This window comes from Cupriavidus sp. C1SS-2L, from assembly GCF_057073735.1.
On sequence record NZ_CP172710.1, the window covers coordinates 144,575 to 160,048 of the forward strand.

Genomic DNA, 15,474 nt, shown 5'->3' on the forward strand with positions numbered 1-15,474 from the left:
AGGCGCGTTATTTGAAGAATCACGAGCGCAAAGAGAAGAACATGAAGCAGATGACGTTGGCAGCGGGTGCAGACCAATGCGCAGGTTTCGAGCAACACCGCAAGCCAACGCGACGTGAGGAATTTCTGGCGACGATGGAGCAGATCGTGCCGTGGGCGGCATTGTGCGCCGCGATTGAGCCGTACTATCCGAAGGCTGGCAATGGCCGGCGGCCCATTGGTCTGGAGCGGATGCTGCGCATCCACTTTCTGCAGCACTGGTTCAACCTGGCAGATCTGGCTTGCGAGGAGGCCCTGTATGACAGCGCCAGCCTGCGCCGCTTCGTAGGAATTGACCTGGGTCGTGAGCCGGTGCCGGACGCCACCACGGTATTGAAGTTTCGGCGGCTGCTGGAGAAACATCAGCTTGCCGAACGGCTGTTCGCGGAGGTTGGCCGAAGCCTGCAAGCCAATGGCGTGAAGCTGAAGACCGGCACCATTGTCGATGCCACGATCATTGGTGCGCCCAGCTCGACGAAGAATGAAGAGAAGTCGCGCGACCCCGAGATGCATCAGACCCGCAAAGGCCAGCAGTGGTACTTTGGCATGAAGCTGCACATTGGCGTGGATAGTCAGAGCGGGTTGGCTCATTCCGCGGTGGTGACGCCGGCCAATGTTCACGACAAGCATGCGCTGCCCCAGCTACTGCATGGGCAGGAGCGGCGTGTCTACGGTGATAGCGCATACGCCAGTCAGCAGGAGCTGATCGCATCGAAGGCGCCGCACGCCAAGGACTTCACCAATCAGCGGACCCGCAGGAACGGGGAGATTGACGAAGTGCAACGCGGGAAGAACCGTAACAAATCGAAGATCCGGGCCCGGGTTGAACATGTCTTCGCCGTGGTTAAGCGCCTGTGGGGCTTCACGAAAGTCCGCTACCGTGGCCTGAAGAAGAACGCCGGCCGTGCCTTCACGGCGCTGGCGCTGGCCAATCTCTACTTGAGTCGAGGGCATCTGATGGGAGCAGTCCGCCCATAAAGGGCGAATGCGGGGCGGGCGCCCCGTCAACACACCCCAATTGGGGGCGCGTGAAGGCAAATTCGCATCGCCACAGCTATTTTTCCGGCCGAACGGGCTCCTGATCAACTTGCGTCACTCAATTTACCCAGCTTGTTCAGCGTAGCCCTAGTGCGTCCTCAATTTGCTGTGGTGCTGACAGGGGACGATAAACACTTTGGCCAATGTCCACGGCGTGCTGGCGAATCCTGCCTTCGTCGGCAGGGTTGGGCAACAGGTTCTCTGACAAGGCGCTATGCAGGTTCATTAAGGTATATCGGTCGAAACCGACCGTACCGATGTTCTCCACCAGCAGTTCGATGGCTGTCTTGTGGTTGAGGATCATCTGGGTTTCAATGGCCGCCTTGCCTTGCGCCGCCTTCCCGTGCTCGATCAGCTCACGGGTGTCCAGGCGGGAATAGGTGTTCCCCTCCAAGTGACTCGATGCCCATGACAGGTCAATCAGCAGCCTGTTCAGAATAGCCCTGCTATAGGTTCCAGCGGGGGCATCAGCCTGGGCCGTCTTGCCCATCTTGTGTAGCTGACGCCGAAGCGATTCCGACAGATACCGTGTGACATTGGGCTGATAGGCGTCAAGGAAGTCGCGTTGGTAACCCACGGGCTTGCGCGCTTCCTGGGGCTGATCGATATACGCCACGATGTCTCGGCTGTCTGCGGAAATCGGGATGTAACCCGGGAAACGGTCCCGATCCGTGGCGGTCGTGGCAACCTCTGTCGTTTTTGCCACGAAATAACGACCGGCGCGCCCTTCGCCGATCGCCCTGATCTGTCCGCCATCGATCCATTGGCTGATCCAGCGTTGTGCTGTCCGCCGCGCAACGTCGGGATGCTGTGCCAGCAATTCGTTGAGCATCAATCCCGCGGAGGCTTTCCGAATGCTTTCTAGCAAGGCGTGGGCAGAGGACATGTGGGTCGTGGCGCAGTTCGCTTGAGGGATGGCGTCATTGTGGCGCAGTTCTGTAAACTGCGCCACAAATGGGCGGGGTGTGACGACTTATTAGGGCATCGAGGGTGATCCCATATATTCACGATAATGAAAATCACAAGTAGGCCACCATTTTTTCGCCATCCCCAGTTGATGGGGGCTGCTCCTGCGTGGCTTCATGGCGCGCATCCCCCGTCGGCCAGTTCGGCCCGCCGGGGGCGTAGGGGCCGGCGCTCCGGGCGGCTACGCGCACGGTAAGCAGGCTGGGCTCAGTGCACGTGCACTGGCTGCGCCACACCGCCGGTTCGCACATGACTGACTAACAGGGCGACCTGCGCTTTGTGCGCGACAACCACGAGCGCGTACCTGCACAGCGAAGAGGTTGCAATCGAGCAGGGCCAAAGCCCCGCTACCGGAACGTTGAAGGCGATCATGCGACCGGCCGGCAGCGCGTCGTTCCCGTCGTCCTCGCGAAGTGAGGTGACGAAGAGCGTGCGGTGGTCCGCGCCGCCGAAGCAGCACATGGTCGGGGCGCGACGGGCAGCCGATAGACGTCGACCAGCTCTCCGGTGGCGGAGAACCGGTTGATGCATCCGGCATCGATCTGCGATACCAGCCCCGTGCCGGCCGCGGGAGCTTACCCATCAGCGTGAGGGAGCCGTATGCGGCCAGGTATAGCTACACGGCGCGCTCGCGGTGCGGCTGCTGCGTTACATGGCGCCGCAGGTGGCGGCCATGGTCGCGCCGGGTTGCGACCAGCCGCTGCTCGTCGCCGCGACCGACTTCAAGAAGATCCGCTTGTCGGCGTCATGATCCATTGACCGAAACGCGTGCGAAATGTCACCGTTGGCTAGCCTTTCGGCGGGCTTGGCGCGCCCGGCGAACCAACGGCCAGGGGTCCCTCAAGCCGAGCCGCTACGTCGCGCGGCCCCATAATTCAAGGTACTCCGGACGGTACGGCTTGGGGCAGAAATGATCGAAGCCTGCCTCCATGACTTCGCTTGGCATTTTGTCGCCGCGCCCGCCACTGAATGCGACGATCACGGCTTGCTGTGCCCAAGGTTGTGCACGCAGGCGCCGGGCGACCTCCAAACCAGTGATTCGGGGCATGTCCAGATCGAGCACAATCAATTGCGGCTGATAGCCCGCGGCAAGCAGCATCATCGCCTCGCCGTCGTCGAACCACTGGGCGTCCCACCCGGATTGCCGCAACAGTTCACAGAGTGCGGAAGCACCGTTGGGATCGTCATCGAGAATGAGCGCACGTTGCAACACGGGTTCCGATTTCCAGTTGGGGCTTCTCATCTATTCATAGCGAACGGTTGCCGCGGATGCAACGGCGTCGTTGGGGCCTCCTGCGATGGACCCGAGCTCGACCTGGATCTTCGACATGGCATTCTGGCATGACTCGTAATCGGCGACGTGGAGCAGGTAGGCCGGTAAGCGCCGTCCCTGCGCGGCAAAGCGTGTCGCAGCGTCGAAAAATGGTCGCCGACCAGGTGCAGGAAGTCGAACGCCTCCGGCTGGGCGAGCGCGATCCCACCGAGGACTTGGCTCATGGCAACGATCAACGTGGGCCAGATCGATCGCATTCTCGCCGTGTGGGTAAGCGCGTCGCCTCTGGCGACATCCTGAGAGCACCATCCGAATAGCAATTAACCGCCAGCAAACAAGCCAAACAACCAAGGGCGCCAGCAGGGGAGGGGGTCGCCGTCCGCCGTGAAATTTCTGTCGCGCAATTGCTGTTGGGCGGCGCTTATGTCAGATGCGGCGGGTATCCCTGCCGGTCGGGGTCGTGGGTCCCTCAGTCGGCCGTCGACGCGCAGGCACTGGAAAGGGGCGGAACGTCGAAATGGGCGGCAGCATACATGGCATTGCACGCCCATACCTCTTCCCCGTTCTTATAGAAGGTGACCCATTTGCCGTCGCTGACGCAGTGGGCGCCAGGAAACACTTCATCGTGGCCGTTCGGACCGTCCAGCGCAAAGGGCGCGTGGGGCGTGGTCCAGTACTGGCCCCTCGGTAGGGGCGCGATCGTTTTTCGGGTCATATCCTCAGCGCCGCAAGGCGTGGCACACAACGCGCGATCCGGCCCGCCGCTGAGAAACGGATTGTGTTAATCCTTTGACGGCGTGGCACCGTCCCGAGACATGCTGGTGTAGTCTCACGACAAAAATCATCTCCTCTATCCGGTGCAATCTCGTCATGACGCAATTCGTCCCACTTGCTGTCCGGGACTTCGGCGTCTGCGCCATCCGACCGCCAGCGGTCTCTGTCCCACCTTGTCCCCTTCCATCGCGAGGTACACGAAACGTCAACCGCAGACTGGTAGGGCTTGTCAAGACTCCCGGCATAGGGGGGCGTGACGCCTCGCCAGGCCGGGAGACAACGGCGACAGTCACAAGGCGTTAGGACGGTGACTCCTGAAGACGCCTACGTGGGCTCGGAGAATCCATGCAAAATGTCATGCCACCACACTTTTAATCTAAGCCCGCGACATGGCCGACGGATTACCTCGCCTTGACGAAGGTAGACAGGCCATCGATCGCGTCCCTGGCGGACGAGAGGGCCAGCGTGATCGCAGCGTGCGGCGCGTTTGCGAAATGCTCGAGCAACGGTGGCAGCTGTCTTCGGGAACCCATTCCTGAACAGACTTGCATGATGGTTACGGTAGCGAGGAAGCGCGGCTGAACCGAGTCGCCACCGGGGATGCCACTGGAGGCACGACGTACGCTCGCAGATAGCCTGAAGCCTTTGTAGATGCTGTTGTTCTGAGACATGTTGGTCTCCTTTCATCACCGAGCATACGCTCACGACAGCGGCGTGTCCGATTTACTTTCGGCTACGAAGTCAAAGCGTCCCATAAGCCCCGAAATTGGCTTGCAAAAACGCGATGGTATTGGGAATGCGGGATAGCGAGCGACGGTGCGTCGGGAAGCCGCGCGCTCGCATGGTGTCTGTCTGGAGGAACCTCTGCACCATGCCAGCTCAGATTAGGAATACGGCAACAGCATTCGCTCAGACCTTGTGACGATAGTTGATGCGACCCTTTGTCAGATCGTATGGCGACATCTCGAGCGTGACGCGATCTCCGGCGAGAATTCGTATGCGATTCTTCTTGAGCCGCCCGGACGAATAGGCCCAGACTTCGAAGCCATTCTCCAGGGTGACGCGAAAACGGCTATCCGGGAGGACTTCGGAAACCTTATCGAATGCTACGCGGCAACGTGGAAGCGAGTGCCGTATGCCGATGCGCGGATGGTTGCAACCGTATGCGCGCGACTGCGCTTTCCCCTGCGCGACGGGCGGCTTGCCGGGCTTTGGCTTCGTTGTGATGTGTGGCATGGCGCATCGAGACGTTGGCGACGATGCGCTCAGCGCCGTCTTTGTACTCGGAGATCATGTAATTCGCGAACCATACGCCGGGCTCTTGTTGGATGGGGTACACCGAAACGGTGAACGGGGTCATGCTGTGATTCAAACTGTTGCCTGTTCGGAAGGCGCTCGTTTCGGGGGGGGGCGCGTCTGGTGTTCCCTTGTGGGAGCGGTGCGCGCGTGGTCCCCGCAATCGGTTGCCATTGGAAAAATCAGTGTCGAGTCCCGCGCTCTAGCGCAGGTGGAGAAACTGGTGTGAAATTGACCGTTCTTGCATCAGCGAGCGCGCCTGGTACATGCGCAGTGGCTGCGGAGCGGACGTGCCGCGGGTCGGAAAAGGTTGCGGCCGGTTGTTGCCGCGAAAAATTCGGGTGTACGCCCGTGCTGCCGCTGATACTCTTCTAATGATAATGTCTTGCGGACAGCGCATTTGGCGTCGATGGTATCGACGAAAGCGAATGATACCACTTTTGGATATCTTTGCTTGCGATGTACCCAATTCACATAGGTACTACGGCGGCCCCGCGGTCAATCCGTTCAAACGTAGAATCCTGCAAGCTCGATCGTCTTCCCGGATCATCGCTCGGTAAGAGGCAGCAGGATGTCGGCATACCAGGCGGAATTCAAGCCCAGGGCTTCATCCAGTTCAAAGTCCCGCGAGCCCACGTCCACCCGCGCCGAATGGGTACCTAGCAGCATCCACGGCAGTGTGCGCGTGGATGAATCGGTCCTGGGCATGCGCATGACAACCGGTGCTCCACTCGTACCGCGATGCGTCCTCGCATCGGTCAGGAAGTAGCCATGCCCCTGAAAGCGCATGCCGAACGAGGATGAGATGACTGCTTGGCGCACGACGGGCAAATGATGAAGCGTGTCGTGGAAACCCAGCGGGAAACCAACAATCAGCAACGGGGTGCCTGCTTCGATGCGGTCGCGTGGCACGGTAAAGGGTGGGAGGGCGTAAAGGCCCGATAGACCATTGTCGGCGGCAGCGCAGTACGGTCAAGCTCTATCACGGCCACGTCGATGCCGCCGCCGCTATCGAGCCCATCGCGCCACATACTCTTGCCGTCGTGATACAGCGGAATTGAGAAGCCAATGGATTCGGCCACGTTGTTCGGATTGACATGCAACTCAATCTCGATCCGGTCGGGGAAATGCTGGGGTTTTGGCTTCATTACGCCTGATGCAGGCGGAAACGACCTGTTTGCCCATTTCTCTGAAATTCACGGAAACGGGTTTAAGTCGCTCCAGGAAGGCCAGAAAGTGCGCTATGTGGCTGGTGTTGGCCAGAAGGGTCCGGCCGCTACCAAGATCGAGCCGGTCTGAAGCATCCGCCCAAAGCGCGCGAGAAGCCCCGCCGGGAAACCGGGGGGCTTTTTCTTTGCTCGATGGTTTTGGTTTTGACCAGCTTGTAGCAGACTCGAGCGAGAACTCGATCGCGCCGCGAGTGGAAGAGCAAATAAAAAGAGATGAGTTTCTGGAACGCGACCTAATTGAAGGTAAGCGTCCGGGCAAACCGTCTTGAATTGCAGTGAGGGTCTTGGGAGCATCGTGTCCACTTAACGAATAGGTGGACACGTGGACACTATCGAAGAAGAAGGGCCGGCGGGCCGTCGTCTGAGGTGTTCTGTCTAGAGCGGACACGTCTGGTTCATGCTGCAGCTAGTCGATTGAGGTAGCTTGCAGCGACTTCGCCTGGCGTTTGATACCCCAACTTGGAATGCCGCCGTTGGCGATTGTAAAAAATTTCAATGTACTCACGAACAGAGGCCATGGCTTCCATCCGGGTGGCATACCGATGGTGGTACACCAGCTCTGCTTTCAGACTGCCCCAGAAGCTTTCCATGGGCGCATTGTCGTAGCAATTTCCCTTGCGTGACATCGATGCCTGCATGCCGAACTGCGCCAGCAACCTGCGATAGCCGTGAGCACAGTATTGGCTACCCCTGTCCGAATGATGTATCAGGCCGGGCCGCGGCCGCTTGCTACGCACCGCCCGGAACAGCGCCTCGCCTACCAGTTCCTGTGTCATTCTGGGCCCCATCGCGTAGCCCACGATCTCGCATGTGTACAGGTCCTTGATTCCTGCCAGGTACAACCACCCCTCGTCGGTTGCGATATACGTGATGTCAGTCACCCACGCGGCGTTTGGCCTGTCGGCTTCAAACTTCTGCTCCAGTAGGTTGGGCGCCACTGGCAGATTATGTGCCGAGCGCGTTGTCGCCACGAATCGACGCTTTTGCCGACACCGAATCCCCATCTCATTGCGCAGTCGGGCCAGCCGGTCACGACCGACCATGAATCCATCGCCAGCCAGTTCTCGCTGCAGGCGCCGCGTGCCATACGTCTGACGCGTGCGCTTGTGGGCCGCCCGGATCGCCAGATGCAACCGCTCCTGTTCCGGACTGAGCCCGTGAGGTCTGTGCGTCCAGTCGTAATAACCACTGCGCGAGACTCCCAATACCCGGCACATCATCTTCACCGGATACACTTCTCGCCATTGCCTCACGAACGCGTACCGGGCAGTGATTCCCTGGCGAAGTACGCTGCGGCTTTTTTTACAATATCGCGCTCCAGCTTCGCTTCTGCCAGCTCCTTGCGCAGCCTCGCATTCTCCGCCGCCAGCTCCGCCACTGTCACGCCTCCTGGTGCCGCTGTTGCTCCAGGCGCTTTGGCTCTCAACACCCAATTCGTCAACGTGCCCTTCGGAATCCCAAGACGCTGGGCGGCCGACTGCAGCGTCAGCCCCTGTTCCAGCACCAGTCTCACGGCCTCTGCCTGAAACTCTTCCGTGTACGTCTGTCTTGCCTTGCTCATCTTCGCGCGCTCCTGATCCACGATCTTAATCTAAGGACCAGGCGTGTCTGTCTCGATCAGGCTACCTCAGTCGTCGCCGCCGCTACGGCAGAGAATTCAAGGCGCAGGTGGTTGCAGCATGCCAGGGACCAGGAGTTTCGATTGCAGCAATTGCGTTGCATCACAAGCTCAACGCGAACCTGCTCAGGCGGTGGGTTGATCAGGCCGAAGGGAATGTGCCGGCCCTGATCGTCGGTGGTGACGTGGCGGGCCAGGCGGCAACGACTCCGGCATTCATGCCAGTGCCGCTCGAGACGAGGAACGTGCGCCCAACCGAGATCCGCGTCGAAGTGCGTCGCGCAGACCAGTCGATCACGGTAAGCTGGCCGACATCAGAAGCGGCGCAATGTGTTGCCTGGCTGCGCGAGTGGCTGGCGTGATCCGCATTGACGAGGCATGGCTGGCGGTCGATCCGCTGGACATGCGGGCCGGCTTCGACACGGCGCTCGCCCGGGTGATCACGGTGTTCGGCGCCGCGCAGCCGCACCATGCTTACCTGTTTGCCAATCGCCGGGCCAATCGCATGAAGGTCCTGGTTCACGACGGCATGGCATCTGGTTGGCGGCTCGCCGGTTAAATCAAGGGCAGTTCGCATGGCCACGTTCCGGTGAATCGAAGCAATACCCGCTGACGCACGAACAGTTGGCCGGCCTGGTCCTTGGATTGCCATGGCAGCGCATCGGTCAGGATGGAGTGATCCGAGTCGTGTAACGACCGCGATTGCAATCGGTGCGGGTGCCGATGTCCGTGGAATGTCGGGCACGGCACAATGGCCGGCATGATCGACACCGCACAACTCCAGGGCATGAACGCAGACCAACTGTGGGCGCTGGCCATGGATTTGATGTCAGAAGTGCGGGCGCGGGATAGCGAGTTGCGCCTCAAAGATACCCGCATCGCCCCGCTCACGCATGAGATGGCTGTGCTGAAACGGTGGAAGTTCGCCGCTCGTAGCGAGAAGCTTCCAACCGAGCAACAGAGCTTGCTTGACGAAGCCATCGACGCAGACCTGATCGCCATCGAGCACGAGCTCGAACAGCTCGCCAGCCAACCGAAGAACGAGCCCCCGCCGAACAAACCGCGCCGTGCGCCACTGCCGCCGAGTCTGCCGCGTGTCGAAGTTCGCCATGAGCCAACGTCGACCACGTGTGGTTGCGGCTGTCAGCTCAAGCGCATTGGCGAAGACGTCAGCGAGAAGCTGGACTATACGCCCGGCGTGTTCACCGTCGAGCGTCATATACGCGGTAAATGGGTGTGCGCCCAATGCGAAACGCTGACTCAGGCCCCGGTGCCGGCACAGGTGATCGACAAGGGAATCCCTACCGCCGGATTGCTTGCGCAGGTCCTGGTAGCCAAATACAACGATCACTTGCCGCTATATCGGCAGGAACGCATCTTCGAGCGCGCAGGCCTGGCCGTTCCTCGGTCCACGCTCGCGCAATGGGTCGGCATGTGCGGAGTGCATCTGCAACCGCTGGTGGACGCGCTCAAGGACCAGATTCTGCAACATCGCGTGCTGCATGCCGACGAGACGCCGGTGGCCATGCTCAGTCCCGGCAAGGGCAAGACGCAGCGCGCCTACCTGTGGACTTATTGCCCCGGGGCCTTCGAGGATCTGCGCGCAGTGGTGTACGACTTTGCCGACAGTCGCGCGGGCGAGCATGCGAGGAACTTCCTTGGCAACTGGAAAGGCCAGCTCGTCTGCGACGACTTCACCGGCTATAAGGCGCTGTTTGCCCAGGGGATTACCGAGTTGGGTTGCATGGCACACTCGAGGCGTAAGTTTTACGACCTCCACGTGGCGAGCAAGAGCCACATTGCACAGGATGCCCTGCAGTACATTGGTGAACTCTACGAGATCGAGCGGGAAGTGCAGCAGCTTCCTGCGCAATTGCGGCTGGAAATCCGGCAACAACGAGCGCGGCCGATTGCCAACGCACTCCACGCGTGGATGACTGGGCAACGCACTCGCGTGAGCGATGGATCTGCTATCGCCAAGGCGCTGGACTACAGTCTACGGCGATGGACTGCCCTGACGCGATACCTTGACGATCCACAGGTCCCGATCGATAACAACTGGTGCGAAAACCAGATACGTCCGATTGCCCTCGGCCGGGCCAACTGGCTGTTCGCCGGCTCGCTTCGGGCAGGGCGTCGCTTCTTCAAGACTCTGAAGGTCGAGCGAATCCATCAAACACGCTACGAAACCAGGGCGCAAGCGCGCCTGGATATCGTCGACTGGATCGAAGGCTATTACAATCGGCGGCGCCTGCACACTTCGATCGACTTCCTTACGCCGGTCGACTACGAAGCCCTGCGCATGGCTGCATGAGTTGCTGTACGTGAAAGCGAGACAGGGTCAGTTTGCCAGCGGGCTACCGAATGGCTGCGACGGCGGAGAAGGGTCATCTGCTCGAGTGCTGGAAGCAATCACGTGATGAAAGGAGGGATGGATTTACTGTGAGCGAGCCAGATCAGTGATGGCATCGCGGCTGCAAGCGATCTCACGTAGCCGGTACTTCTGAATCTTTCCGGTTCCGGTTTTTGGCAGCGGTCCATATACAACGCGCACAGGGCATTTGTAATGCGCCAGACGGGCCCTACAAAAGGCAATGATTTCCTGCTCGGCTGGTTCGCCTACGCCATCCTTGAGTTCGATGAACGCGCAGGGCGATTCTCCCCATTTGGGATGAGGTTGGGCCACAACCGCGGCAATCAGCACCGCCGGGTGTTGGTGCAAGACATCCTCGACCTCGACGGACGAGATGTTCTCGCCACCCGAGATAATGACGTCTTTCGACCGATCGGTAATCTGGATGTATCCGTCCGGATGCACCACTGCCACATCGCCGGTGTGGAACCACCCGCCACTGAAGGCGCGCTGGGTGGCATCGGGGTTCTTGAGATACCCCTTCATCACGATATTGCCACGTAGCATGAGTTCGCCCTGAGTCTTGCCGTCCCGCGGCACAGCACTCATCGTGTCAGGATCCGCGACATATAGTCCTTCCAGCGCAGCCGCACGATTTCCCTGGCGCGCCATCAAGCGGGCCTTTTCGTCCGACGACATGTCATCCCATGCCGGGTTCACAAACGAACTGACGGGCGTGCCCGAGGCCTCCGTAATCCCGTACACATGCTCGACGTCAAATCCGAGTTCGCTTACAGCCTTGAGAACACTGGCCGGAGGAGGCGATCCGGCAGTACGAATACGCACAGGATGTGAGAACGAGCGACGCTCGTCATCGGTTGCGGTAGCCAGAGAAGCTAGCACGATTGGCGCTGCGCAGAAATGGTCCACGTCGTGCGCTTCAATGGCGTGGAAGATGTTTGCGGCGTTCACCTTTCGCAGGCACACATGGGTACCCGCTGCCGCGGTGACTGCCCACGCGAAGCACCATCCGTTTGCGTGGAACAGCGGTAGCGTCCAGAGATACTTCGGGCCGCGAGGCATTCCCCAGTCGGTAAGCTGCAGCAGACTCATGAGGTACGCGCCGCGATGGCTGGGAACAACGCCTTTGGGATCGGAGGTTGTGCCTGAGGTGTAGTTCAGAGCGATGGCGACCCATTCATCCTCGGGATAGAGCCCCGGAAAAGCCGGATCACCCTGCTGAAGAAGCTGCTCATATTCGAGCTCGCCAATCAACTCTCCCGCCGGCGCCAAGGGGTCGAGGATGTCAATAACCAGCGGAGGGCTATCCAGTCCATCGATCGCTGCTGCCGCCACCGCGGAAAACTCGCGGTCCACAAACAGGACTTTGGCTTCGCCGTGCCTGAGGATGAATCGCACACCGTCCGCATCGAGCCGGCAATTGATGGCATTCAGGACGGCGCCACTGAGAGGAATACCATGATGGGCCTCTACCATCGCGGGAGTGTTGGGGGCCAGGATGGATACGGTGTCACCTTTGCCGATCCCCCGCTTGACCAGCGCGCTAGCCAGACGCCGACAACGTTCCCTGGTCGTGCTCCAAGACTGCCTCAAGTGACCGTGAATGATGGCGTCCCTGTCCGGATATTGCTCTGCACACCGATCCAGAAAGTGCAACGGTGTCAACGGTACGTGGTTTGCGTTGGTTCGTTCCAGGCCGATTTCGTAAATGTTCTTGCTCACGACTATCTCCTACCGGTTCTATGAGTCTGCGCTGAGCGCGGAATCTCAACGGTAGGGCAATTTCGCTCGCAACACTGTCTTGTACAGGACAGTGCCGAGCCGCGTGGCATCAGGGACGAAATAAGCCGAAATTGTCGGCTATGTGACAGTAGTCGTTCACCGGGAAACCTAGTCTCTACTCGAATGGCCGACCTGGCCGACTTCAGCAGAGAGCGTCAGCGTGAACCCGAACAGATTGACCCCCCCTCCCGATGAACTTCTCGCCGTGCGCCAGGCGGTTGAATGGGCCATTACGACGCGCCGTAGCGTGCGCGCGTTTCTCCCGAAGCCAGTCACGGCGGATACCGTGGAGGCGATCCTGAATACCGCGCGGTTCGCTGCAACGGGCGTGAACATCCAGCCGTGGAAAGTGCACGTGCTGATGGGGGCCGCAAAGGACCGCGTCTGCGCGGCGATCAAGCAGATTGATGACGATCCCGCAGTGGCAGCCATGCACGCCGATGAGTGGGCGTACTACCCAAAGGAGTGGACGTCGCCGTACGTCGACCGCCGGCGTGCAGTGGGCTGGAGACTCTATAGCTTGTTGGGCATCGAAAAGGGCGACAAGTCGCGGATGCAGGTGCAGCACGGGCGCAATTACCAGTTCTTCGGCGCACCTGTGGGTCTCTTTTTTACGGTCGACAGACTGATGAGCGAAGGAAGCCTGCTCGACTACGGCATGTTCCTGCAAAACATCATGGTGGTGGCCCGCACCTACGGGCTGAGCACGTGTCCCCAGGCAGCGTTCATGAAATATCACCGGATCATCGAACAGGAACTGGGACTTGAGGCGCACGAAAAGTTCGTGGTCGGGATGAGTCTGGGATATGCCGATGAGGAGCGTATTGAAAACACGCTGGCTTCGGAACGTGAGCCCGCTGCGAGCTTCACCACGTTTCACGAGAAATAACGCCTTTTCGAGAATGAATTAACCATCACGAATGGAGGAGACGATGACAAAAGAGATTGACGTACAGAGGGTCGCGGACACCGCAAAGTTATCGGGATTTCACCGGAGAATCCTCTTCTGGTGCGTGCTGATACTTGTCTTGGATGGATACGATCTTGCAGTGGTCGGTGCTGCACTACCTTCCATCATGAAGGAGATGGGAGTCGAAGCAACGAAAGCCGGATTCATGGCGAGTTCGGCGCTATTCGGCATGATGTTCGGTGCCATCTATCTGGGCACGCTGGCCGACAGGATCGGCCGAAAGCTGTCCATGTGTCTGTGTATCGGCCTGTTCAGCATCTTCACTGCTGCAGCGGGGCTCACGGGCGACCCGATCACCTTCAGTGTGACCCGGTTTCTGGCGGGCCTCGGCATTGGAGGGGTACTTCCTGTAGTCACCGCTCAGATGGGAGAGTTCGCCCCCGGCAAGCTGAGGGCGCGGCTCGTAACCATCGTGTTTGCCGGATACTCGATTGGCGGAATCTTGGTGGCGCTGACAGGCAAGAGCCTGATTGAGGCCCATGGATGGCAGGCGGTGTTCTTCGTCGCGGGCCTTCCTGTGTTCTTCATTCCCTTCATCTTGTGGACGATGCCGGAGTCCATGGCATTCCTCGCGAGAAAGCAGCGGCAGGAGTCCCTTTGCGCGGTGGTTCGGGAGCTCGCGCCCGATCTGCAGATCACATCGGATGACCGACTGGTATTGCCTCAGGCGGCCATGGCTTCCAATGCGCCTGTGGCCGCACTCTTTGCCCGCGGCCGTGCTTTGAGCACGCTCATGATCTGGGTTGCCTTTTTTACCGGGCTGTTCATGGTCTATTCGCTGAGCTCTTGGCTGACAAAGCTGATGGCGATGTCCGGATACAGCCTTGGATCCGCATTGAACTTTGTCCTGGTATTCAACATTGGCGCTGTGTGCGGCGCAGTGGGCGGCGGCTGGCTGGGTGATCGCTTCAACATCAAGAACGTGCTGGTGGCGTTCTACGCCACTGGGGCCGTATCGCTTTCTCTGATGGGCTACACGAAGGCCACCGAGTTGTTGTTCGTTCTCGTGTTCATCGTCGGCGCTTCAACGCTGGGCACGCAGTTGCTTGCCTATGCCTATGCGGGCGAGTTTTATCCGGGATCCATCCGATCCACCGGCGTTGGCTTTGCTTCTGGCATCGGCCGGCTTGGCGCGGTCGCCGCGCCTGTGCTGATCGGTGCGCTCGTCGCAATGAAGTTGCCACTTGAGCAGAACTTCCTGGCCATTGGCTTTGCCGGCCTGGTCGGGACGCTGGCGGTCATTCTCATTGACCACAGGCAAAGCGCATCCACGCGGCCATTGCAGGAGACATCCCTGTCTTCGCATGACGCGCGACCTTCCATGAACCAATGAACCGGGCATTTCCGCAGACATGCATATTCAGGACAACGTATTCGTAGTGACGGGGGCCGGATCGGGCCTCGGGGCTGCCACCGCAATGGCGCTGGCGGAGGCAGGGGCGAAAGTGGTGGTGGCCGATCTCGACGCGAACTCAGGACAGGCTGTTGCCAGGCAAGTGGGCGGCATCTTCGTCCGGGCCGATGTCACGAACGAGGAAAGCGTCAAGCAAATCTTCGACTATGCCAAGTCGCTTGGACCGTTGCGAGGACTCGTCAACTGTGCGGGCGTGGCGCCCGCTGAGAAGGTGATTGGCAAGAGCGGCGTGCACGGGCTGGCCTCATTCCAGCGCGTGCTGGAGATCAATGTTGCCGGCACGTTCAATGTGCTGAGGCTGTCGGCCGCCCTGATGTCGGAACAGCAGGCAACAGGCGATGGGGAGCGCGGCGTGATCGTCAACACGGCATCTGTTGCCGCCTTTGACGGACAGGTGGGACAAAGCGCCTATGCAGCTTCAAAGGGCGCGGTGGTGGCAATGACGCTTCCGCTGGCGCGTGAACTCGCGCGCTTCGGGATACGTGTGGTCACGATTGCGCCGGGGATCATGGCTACGCCAATGCTATTGGCCATGCCGGATGAAGTGCAAAAGTCGCTCGGTGCGTCCGTACCGTTTCCTCCGCGGATGGGCAAGCCGGAGGAATTCGCGGATCTCGTCAAGCATGTGATTGGCAACTCGTACCTCAATGGTGAGGTCATTCGACTCGACGGTGCCATCCGTATGGCAGCAAAGTGAGGGAA

General features: G+C 59.9%; 14 protein-coding genes and 3 pseudogenes. 8 read left to right on the top strand and 9 right to left on the bottom strand.

Translation table 11 applies throughout. The annotated features are described in order from the left end of the window. Positions 1-41: 41 nt before the first annotated feature. Entirely contained in the window at positions 42-1,016 is a 975-nt protein-coding gene (locus tag ACIGJG_RS31350) for an IS5 family transposase (protein ID WP_483672899.1), read from the top strand. A 148-nt stretch (positions 1,017-1,164) separates the two neighbouring features. Here the strand turns inward: ACIGJG_RS31350 and ACIGJG_RS31355 are convergent. The 7 genes and pseudogenes from ACIGJG_RS31355 to ACIGJG_RS31385 all read right to left on the bottom strand — a co-directional run. Continuing rightward, positions 1,165-1,962 (bottom strand): annotated as a pseudogene (locus tag ACIGJG_RS31355) (Fic family protein); the annotation flags it as partial. A gap of 933 nt (positions 1,963-2,895) precedes the next feature. After that, complete coding sequence (locus ACIGJG_RS31360; protein ID WP_483674266.1) at positions 2,896-3,252, bottom strand: response regulator; 357 nt, start codon at positions 3,250-3,252, stop codon at positions 2,896-2,898. Between the two features lie 532 nt (positions 3,253-3,784). Further along, positions 3,785-4,030: a hypothetical protein gene (locus tag ACIGJG_RS31365; RefSeq protein ID WP_483674268.1), complete on the bottom strand. Its 246-nt coding sequence runs from the start codon at positions 4,028-4,030 to the stop codon at positions 3,785-3,787. Positions 4,031-4,490: 460 nt separating this feature from the next. Beyond that, positions 4,491-4,760 (bottom strand): GTP cyclohydrolase, encoded by a 270-nt coding sequence (locus ACIGJG_RS31370; RefSeq protein ID WP_483674269.1) that lies wholly within the window; start codon positions 4,758-4,760, stop codon positions 4,491-4,493. Positions 4,761-4,998: 238 nt separating this feature from the next. Further along, complete coding sequence (infA, locus tag ACIGJG_RS31375; RefSeq protein ID WP_483674361.1) at positions 4,999-5,226, bottom strand: translation initiation factor IF-1; 228 nt, start codon at positions 5,224-5,226, stop codon at positions 4,999-5,001. After that, positions 5,186-5,449: an isochorismatase gene (locus ACIGJG_RS31380; RefSeq protein WP_483674271.1), complete on the bottom strand. Its 264-nt coding sequence runs from the start codon at positions 5,447-5,449 to the stop codon at positions 5,186-5,188. The genes infA and ACIGJG_RS31380 overlap by 41 nt, the downstream gene beginning before the upstream one ends. A 482-nt stretch (positions 5,450-5,931) precedes the next feature. After that, positions 5,932-6,518: pseudogene (locus ACIGJG_RS31385) on the bottom strand (S1 family peptidase); the annotation flags it as partial. On the opposite strand from ACIGJG_RS31385, the gene ACIGJG_RS31390 reads away from it, so the two are divergent. Continuing rightward, positions 6,493-6,684 carry a cold-shock protein gene (locus ACIGJG_RS31390; RefSeq protein WP_483674362.1) on the top strand — a complete coding sequence of 64 codons (192 nt, stop codon included), beginning with the start codon at positions 6,493-6,495 and terminating at the stop codon, positions 6,682-6,684. The pseudogene ACIGJG_RS31385 and the gene ACIGJG_RS31390 overlap by 26 nt on opposite strands. Before the next feature lie 325 nt (positions 6,685-7,009). On the opposite strand, the gene ACIGJG_RS31395 is transcribed toward ACIGJG_RS31390, so the two are convergent. Next, positions 7,010-8,175 (bottom strand): IS3 family transposase gene (locus tag ACIGJG_RS31395; protein ID WP_483673311.1). Its coding sequence is split into 2 segments (ribosomal slippage): positions 7,010-7,911 and positions 7,911-8,175, totalling 1,167 coding nucleotides; the frame shifts between segments, so codons are not numbered across the junction. A gap of 47 nt (positions 8,176-8,222) precedes the next feature. On the opposite strand from ACIGJG_RS31395, the gene tnpA reads away from it, so the two are divergent. The 3 genes and pseudogenes from tnpA (at position 8,223) to tnpC (ending at position 10,546) form a co-directional block, all read left to right on the top strand. Then, complete coding sequence (gene tnpA, locus ACIGJG_RS31400; RefSeq protein ID WP_483674363.1) at positions 8,223-8,594, top strand: IS66-like element accessory protein TnpA; 372 nt, start codon at positions 8,223-8,225, stop codon at positions 8,592-8,594. A 41-nt stretch (positions 8,595-8,635) separates the two neighbouring features. Continuing rightward, positions 8,636-8,925, top strand: a pseudogene (gene tnpB, locus ACIGJG_RS31405) (IS66 family insertion sequence element accessory protein TnpB). A gap of 67 nt (positions 8,926-8,992) precedes the next feature. Further along, a complete protein-coding gene (tnpC, locus tag ACIGJG_RS31410; protein WP_483674272.1) occupies positions 8,993-10,546 on the top strand; it encodes an IS66 family transposase in 1,554 nt (517 codons plus the stop codon). Between the two features lie 123 nt (positions 10,547-10,669). Here tnpC and ACIGJG_RS31415 read toward each other — a convergent pair whose 3' ends face one another. Continuing rightward, complete coding sequence (locus ACIGJG_RS31415; protein ID WP_483674273.1) at positions 10,670-12,328, bottom strand: AMP-binding protein; 1,659 nt, start codon at positions 12,326-12,328, stop codon at positions 10,670-10,672. Between the two features lie 220 nt (positions 12,329-12,548). On the opposite strand from ACIGJG_RS31415, the gene ACIGJG_RS31420 reads away from it, so the two are divergent. From ACIGJG_RS31420 to ACIGJG_RS31430, 3 genes are read left to right on the top strand one after another with little or no spacing between them, the layout of a single operon-like run. Continuing rightward, positions 12,549-13,277 carry a nitroreductase gene (locus ACIGJG_RS31420; RefSeq protein ID WP_483674275.1) on the top strand — a complete coding sequence of 243 codons (729 nt, stop codon included), beginning with the start codon at positions 12,549-12,551 and terminating at the stop codon, positions 13,275-13,277. A 43-nt stretch (positions 13,278-13,320) separates the two neighbouring features. Further along, on the top strand, positions 13,321-14,691 hold the full coding sequence (locus ACIGJG_RS31425; protein ID WP_483674276.1) for an MFS transporter: 1,371 nt from the start codon (positions 13,321-13,323) through the stop codon (positions 14,689-14,691). 19 nt (positions 14,692-14,710) lie between these two features. Next, positions 14,711-15,469 (top strand): SDR family NAD(P)-dependent oxidoreductase, encoded by a 759-nt coding sequence (locus ACIGJG_RS31430; RefSeq protein WP_483674277.1) that lies wholly within the window; start codon positions 14,711-14,713, stop codon positions 15,467-15,469. Positions 15,470-15,474: the final 5 nt, after the last annotated feature.

Excerpts from the sequence above, each read along its gene's own strand:
- ACIGJG_RS31350 (WP_483672899.1), top strand. The coding sequence starts at position 42 with ATGAAGCAGATGACGTTGGCAGCGGGTGCAGACCAATGCGCAGGTTTC.
- ACIGJG_RS31365 (WP_483674268.1), bottom strand. The coding sequence starts at position 4,030 with ATGACCCGAAAAACGATCGCGCCCCTACCGAGGGGCCAGTACTGGACC.
- ACIGJG_RS31370 (WP_483674269.1), bottom strand. The coding sequence starts at position 4,760 with ATGTCTCAGAACAACAGCATCTACAAAGGCTTCAGGCTATCTGCGAGC.
- ACIGJG_RS31380 (WP_483674271.1), bottom strand. The coding sequence starts at position 5,449 with ATGACCCCGTTCACCGTTTCGGTGTACCCCATCCAACAAGAGCCCGGC.
- tnpC (WP_483674272.1), top strand. The coding sequence starts at position 8,993 with ATGATCGACACCGCACAACTCCAGGGCATGAACGCAGACCAACTGTGG.
- ACIGJG_RS31425 (WP_483674276.1), top strand. The coding sequence starts at position 13,321 with ATGACAAAAGAGATTGACGTACAGAGGGTCGCGGACACCGCAAAGTTA.
- ACIGJG_RS31430 (WP_483674277.1), top strand. The coding sequence starts at position 14,711 with ATGCATATTCAGGACAACGTATTCGTAGTGACGGGGGCCGGATCGGGC.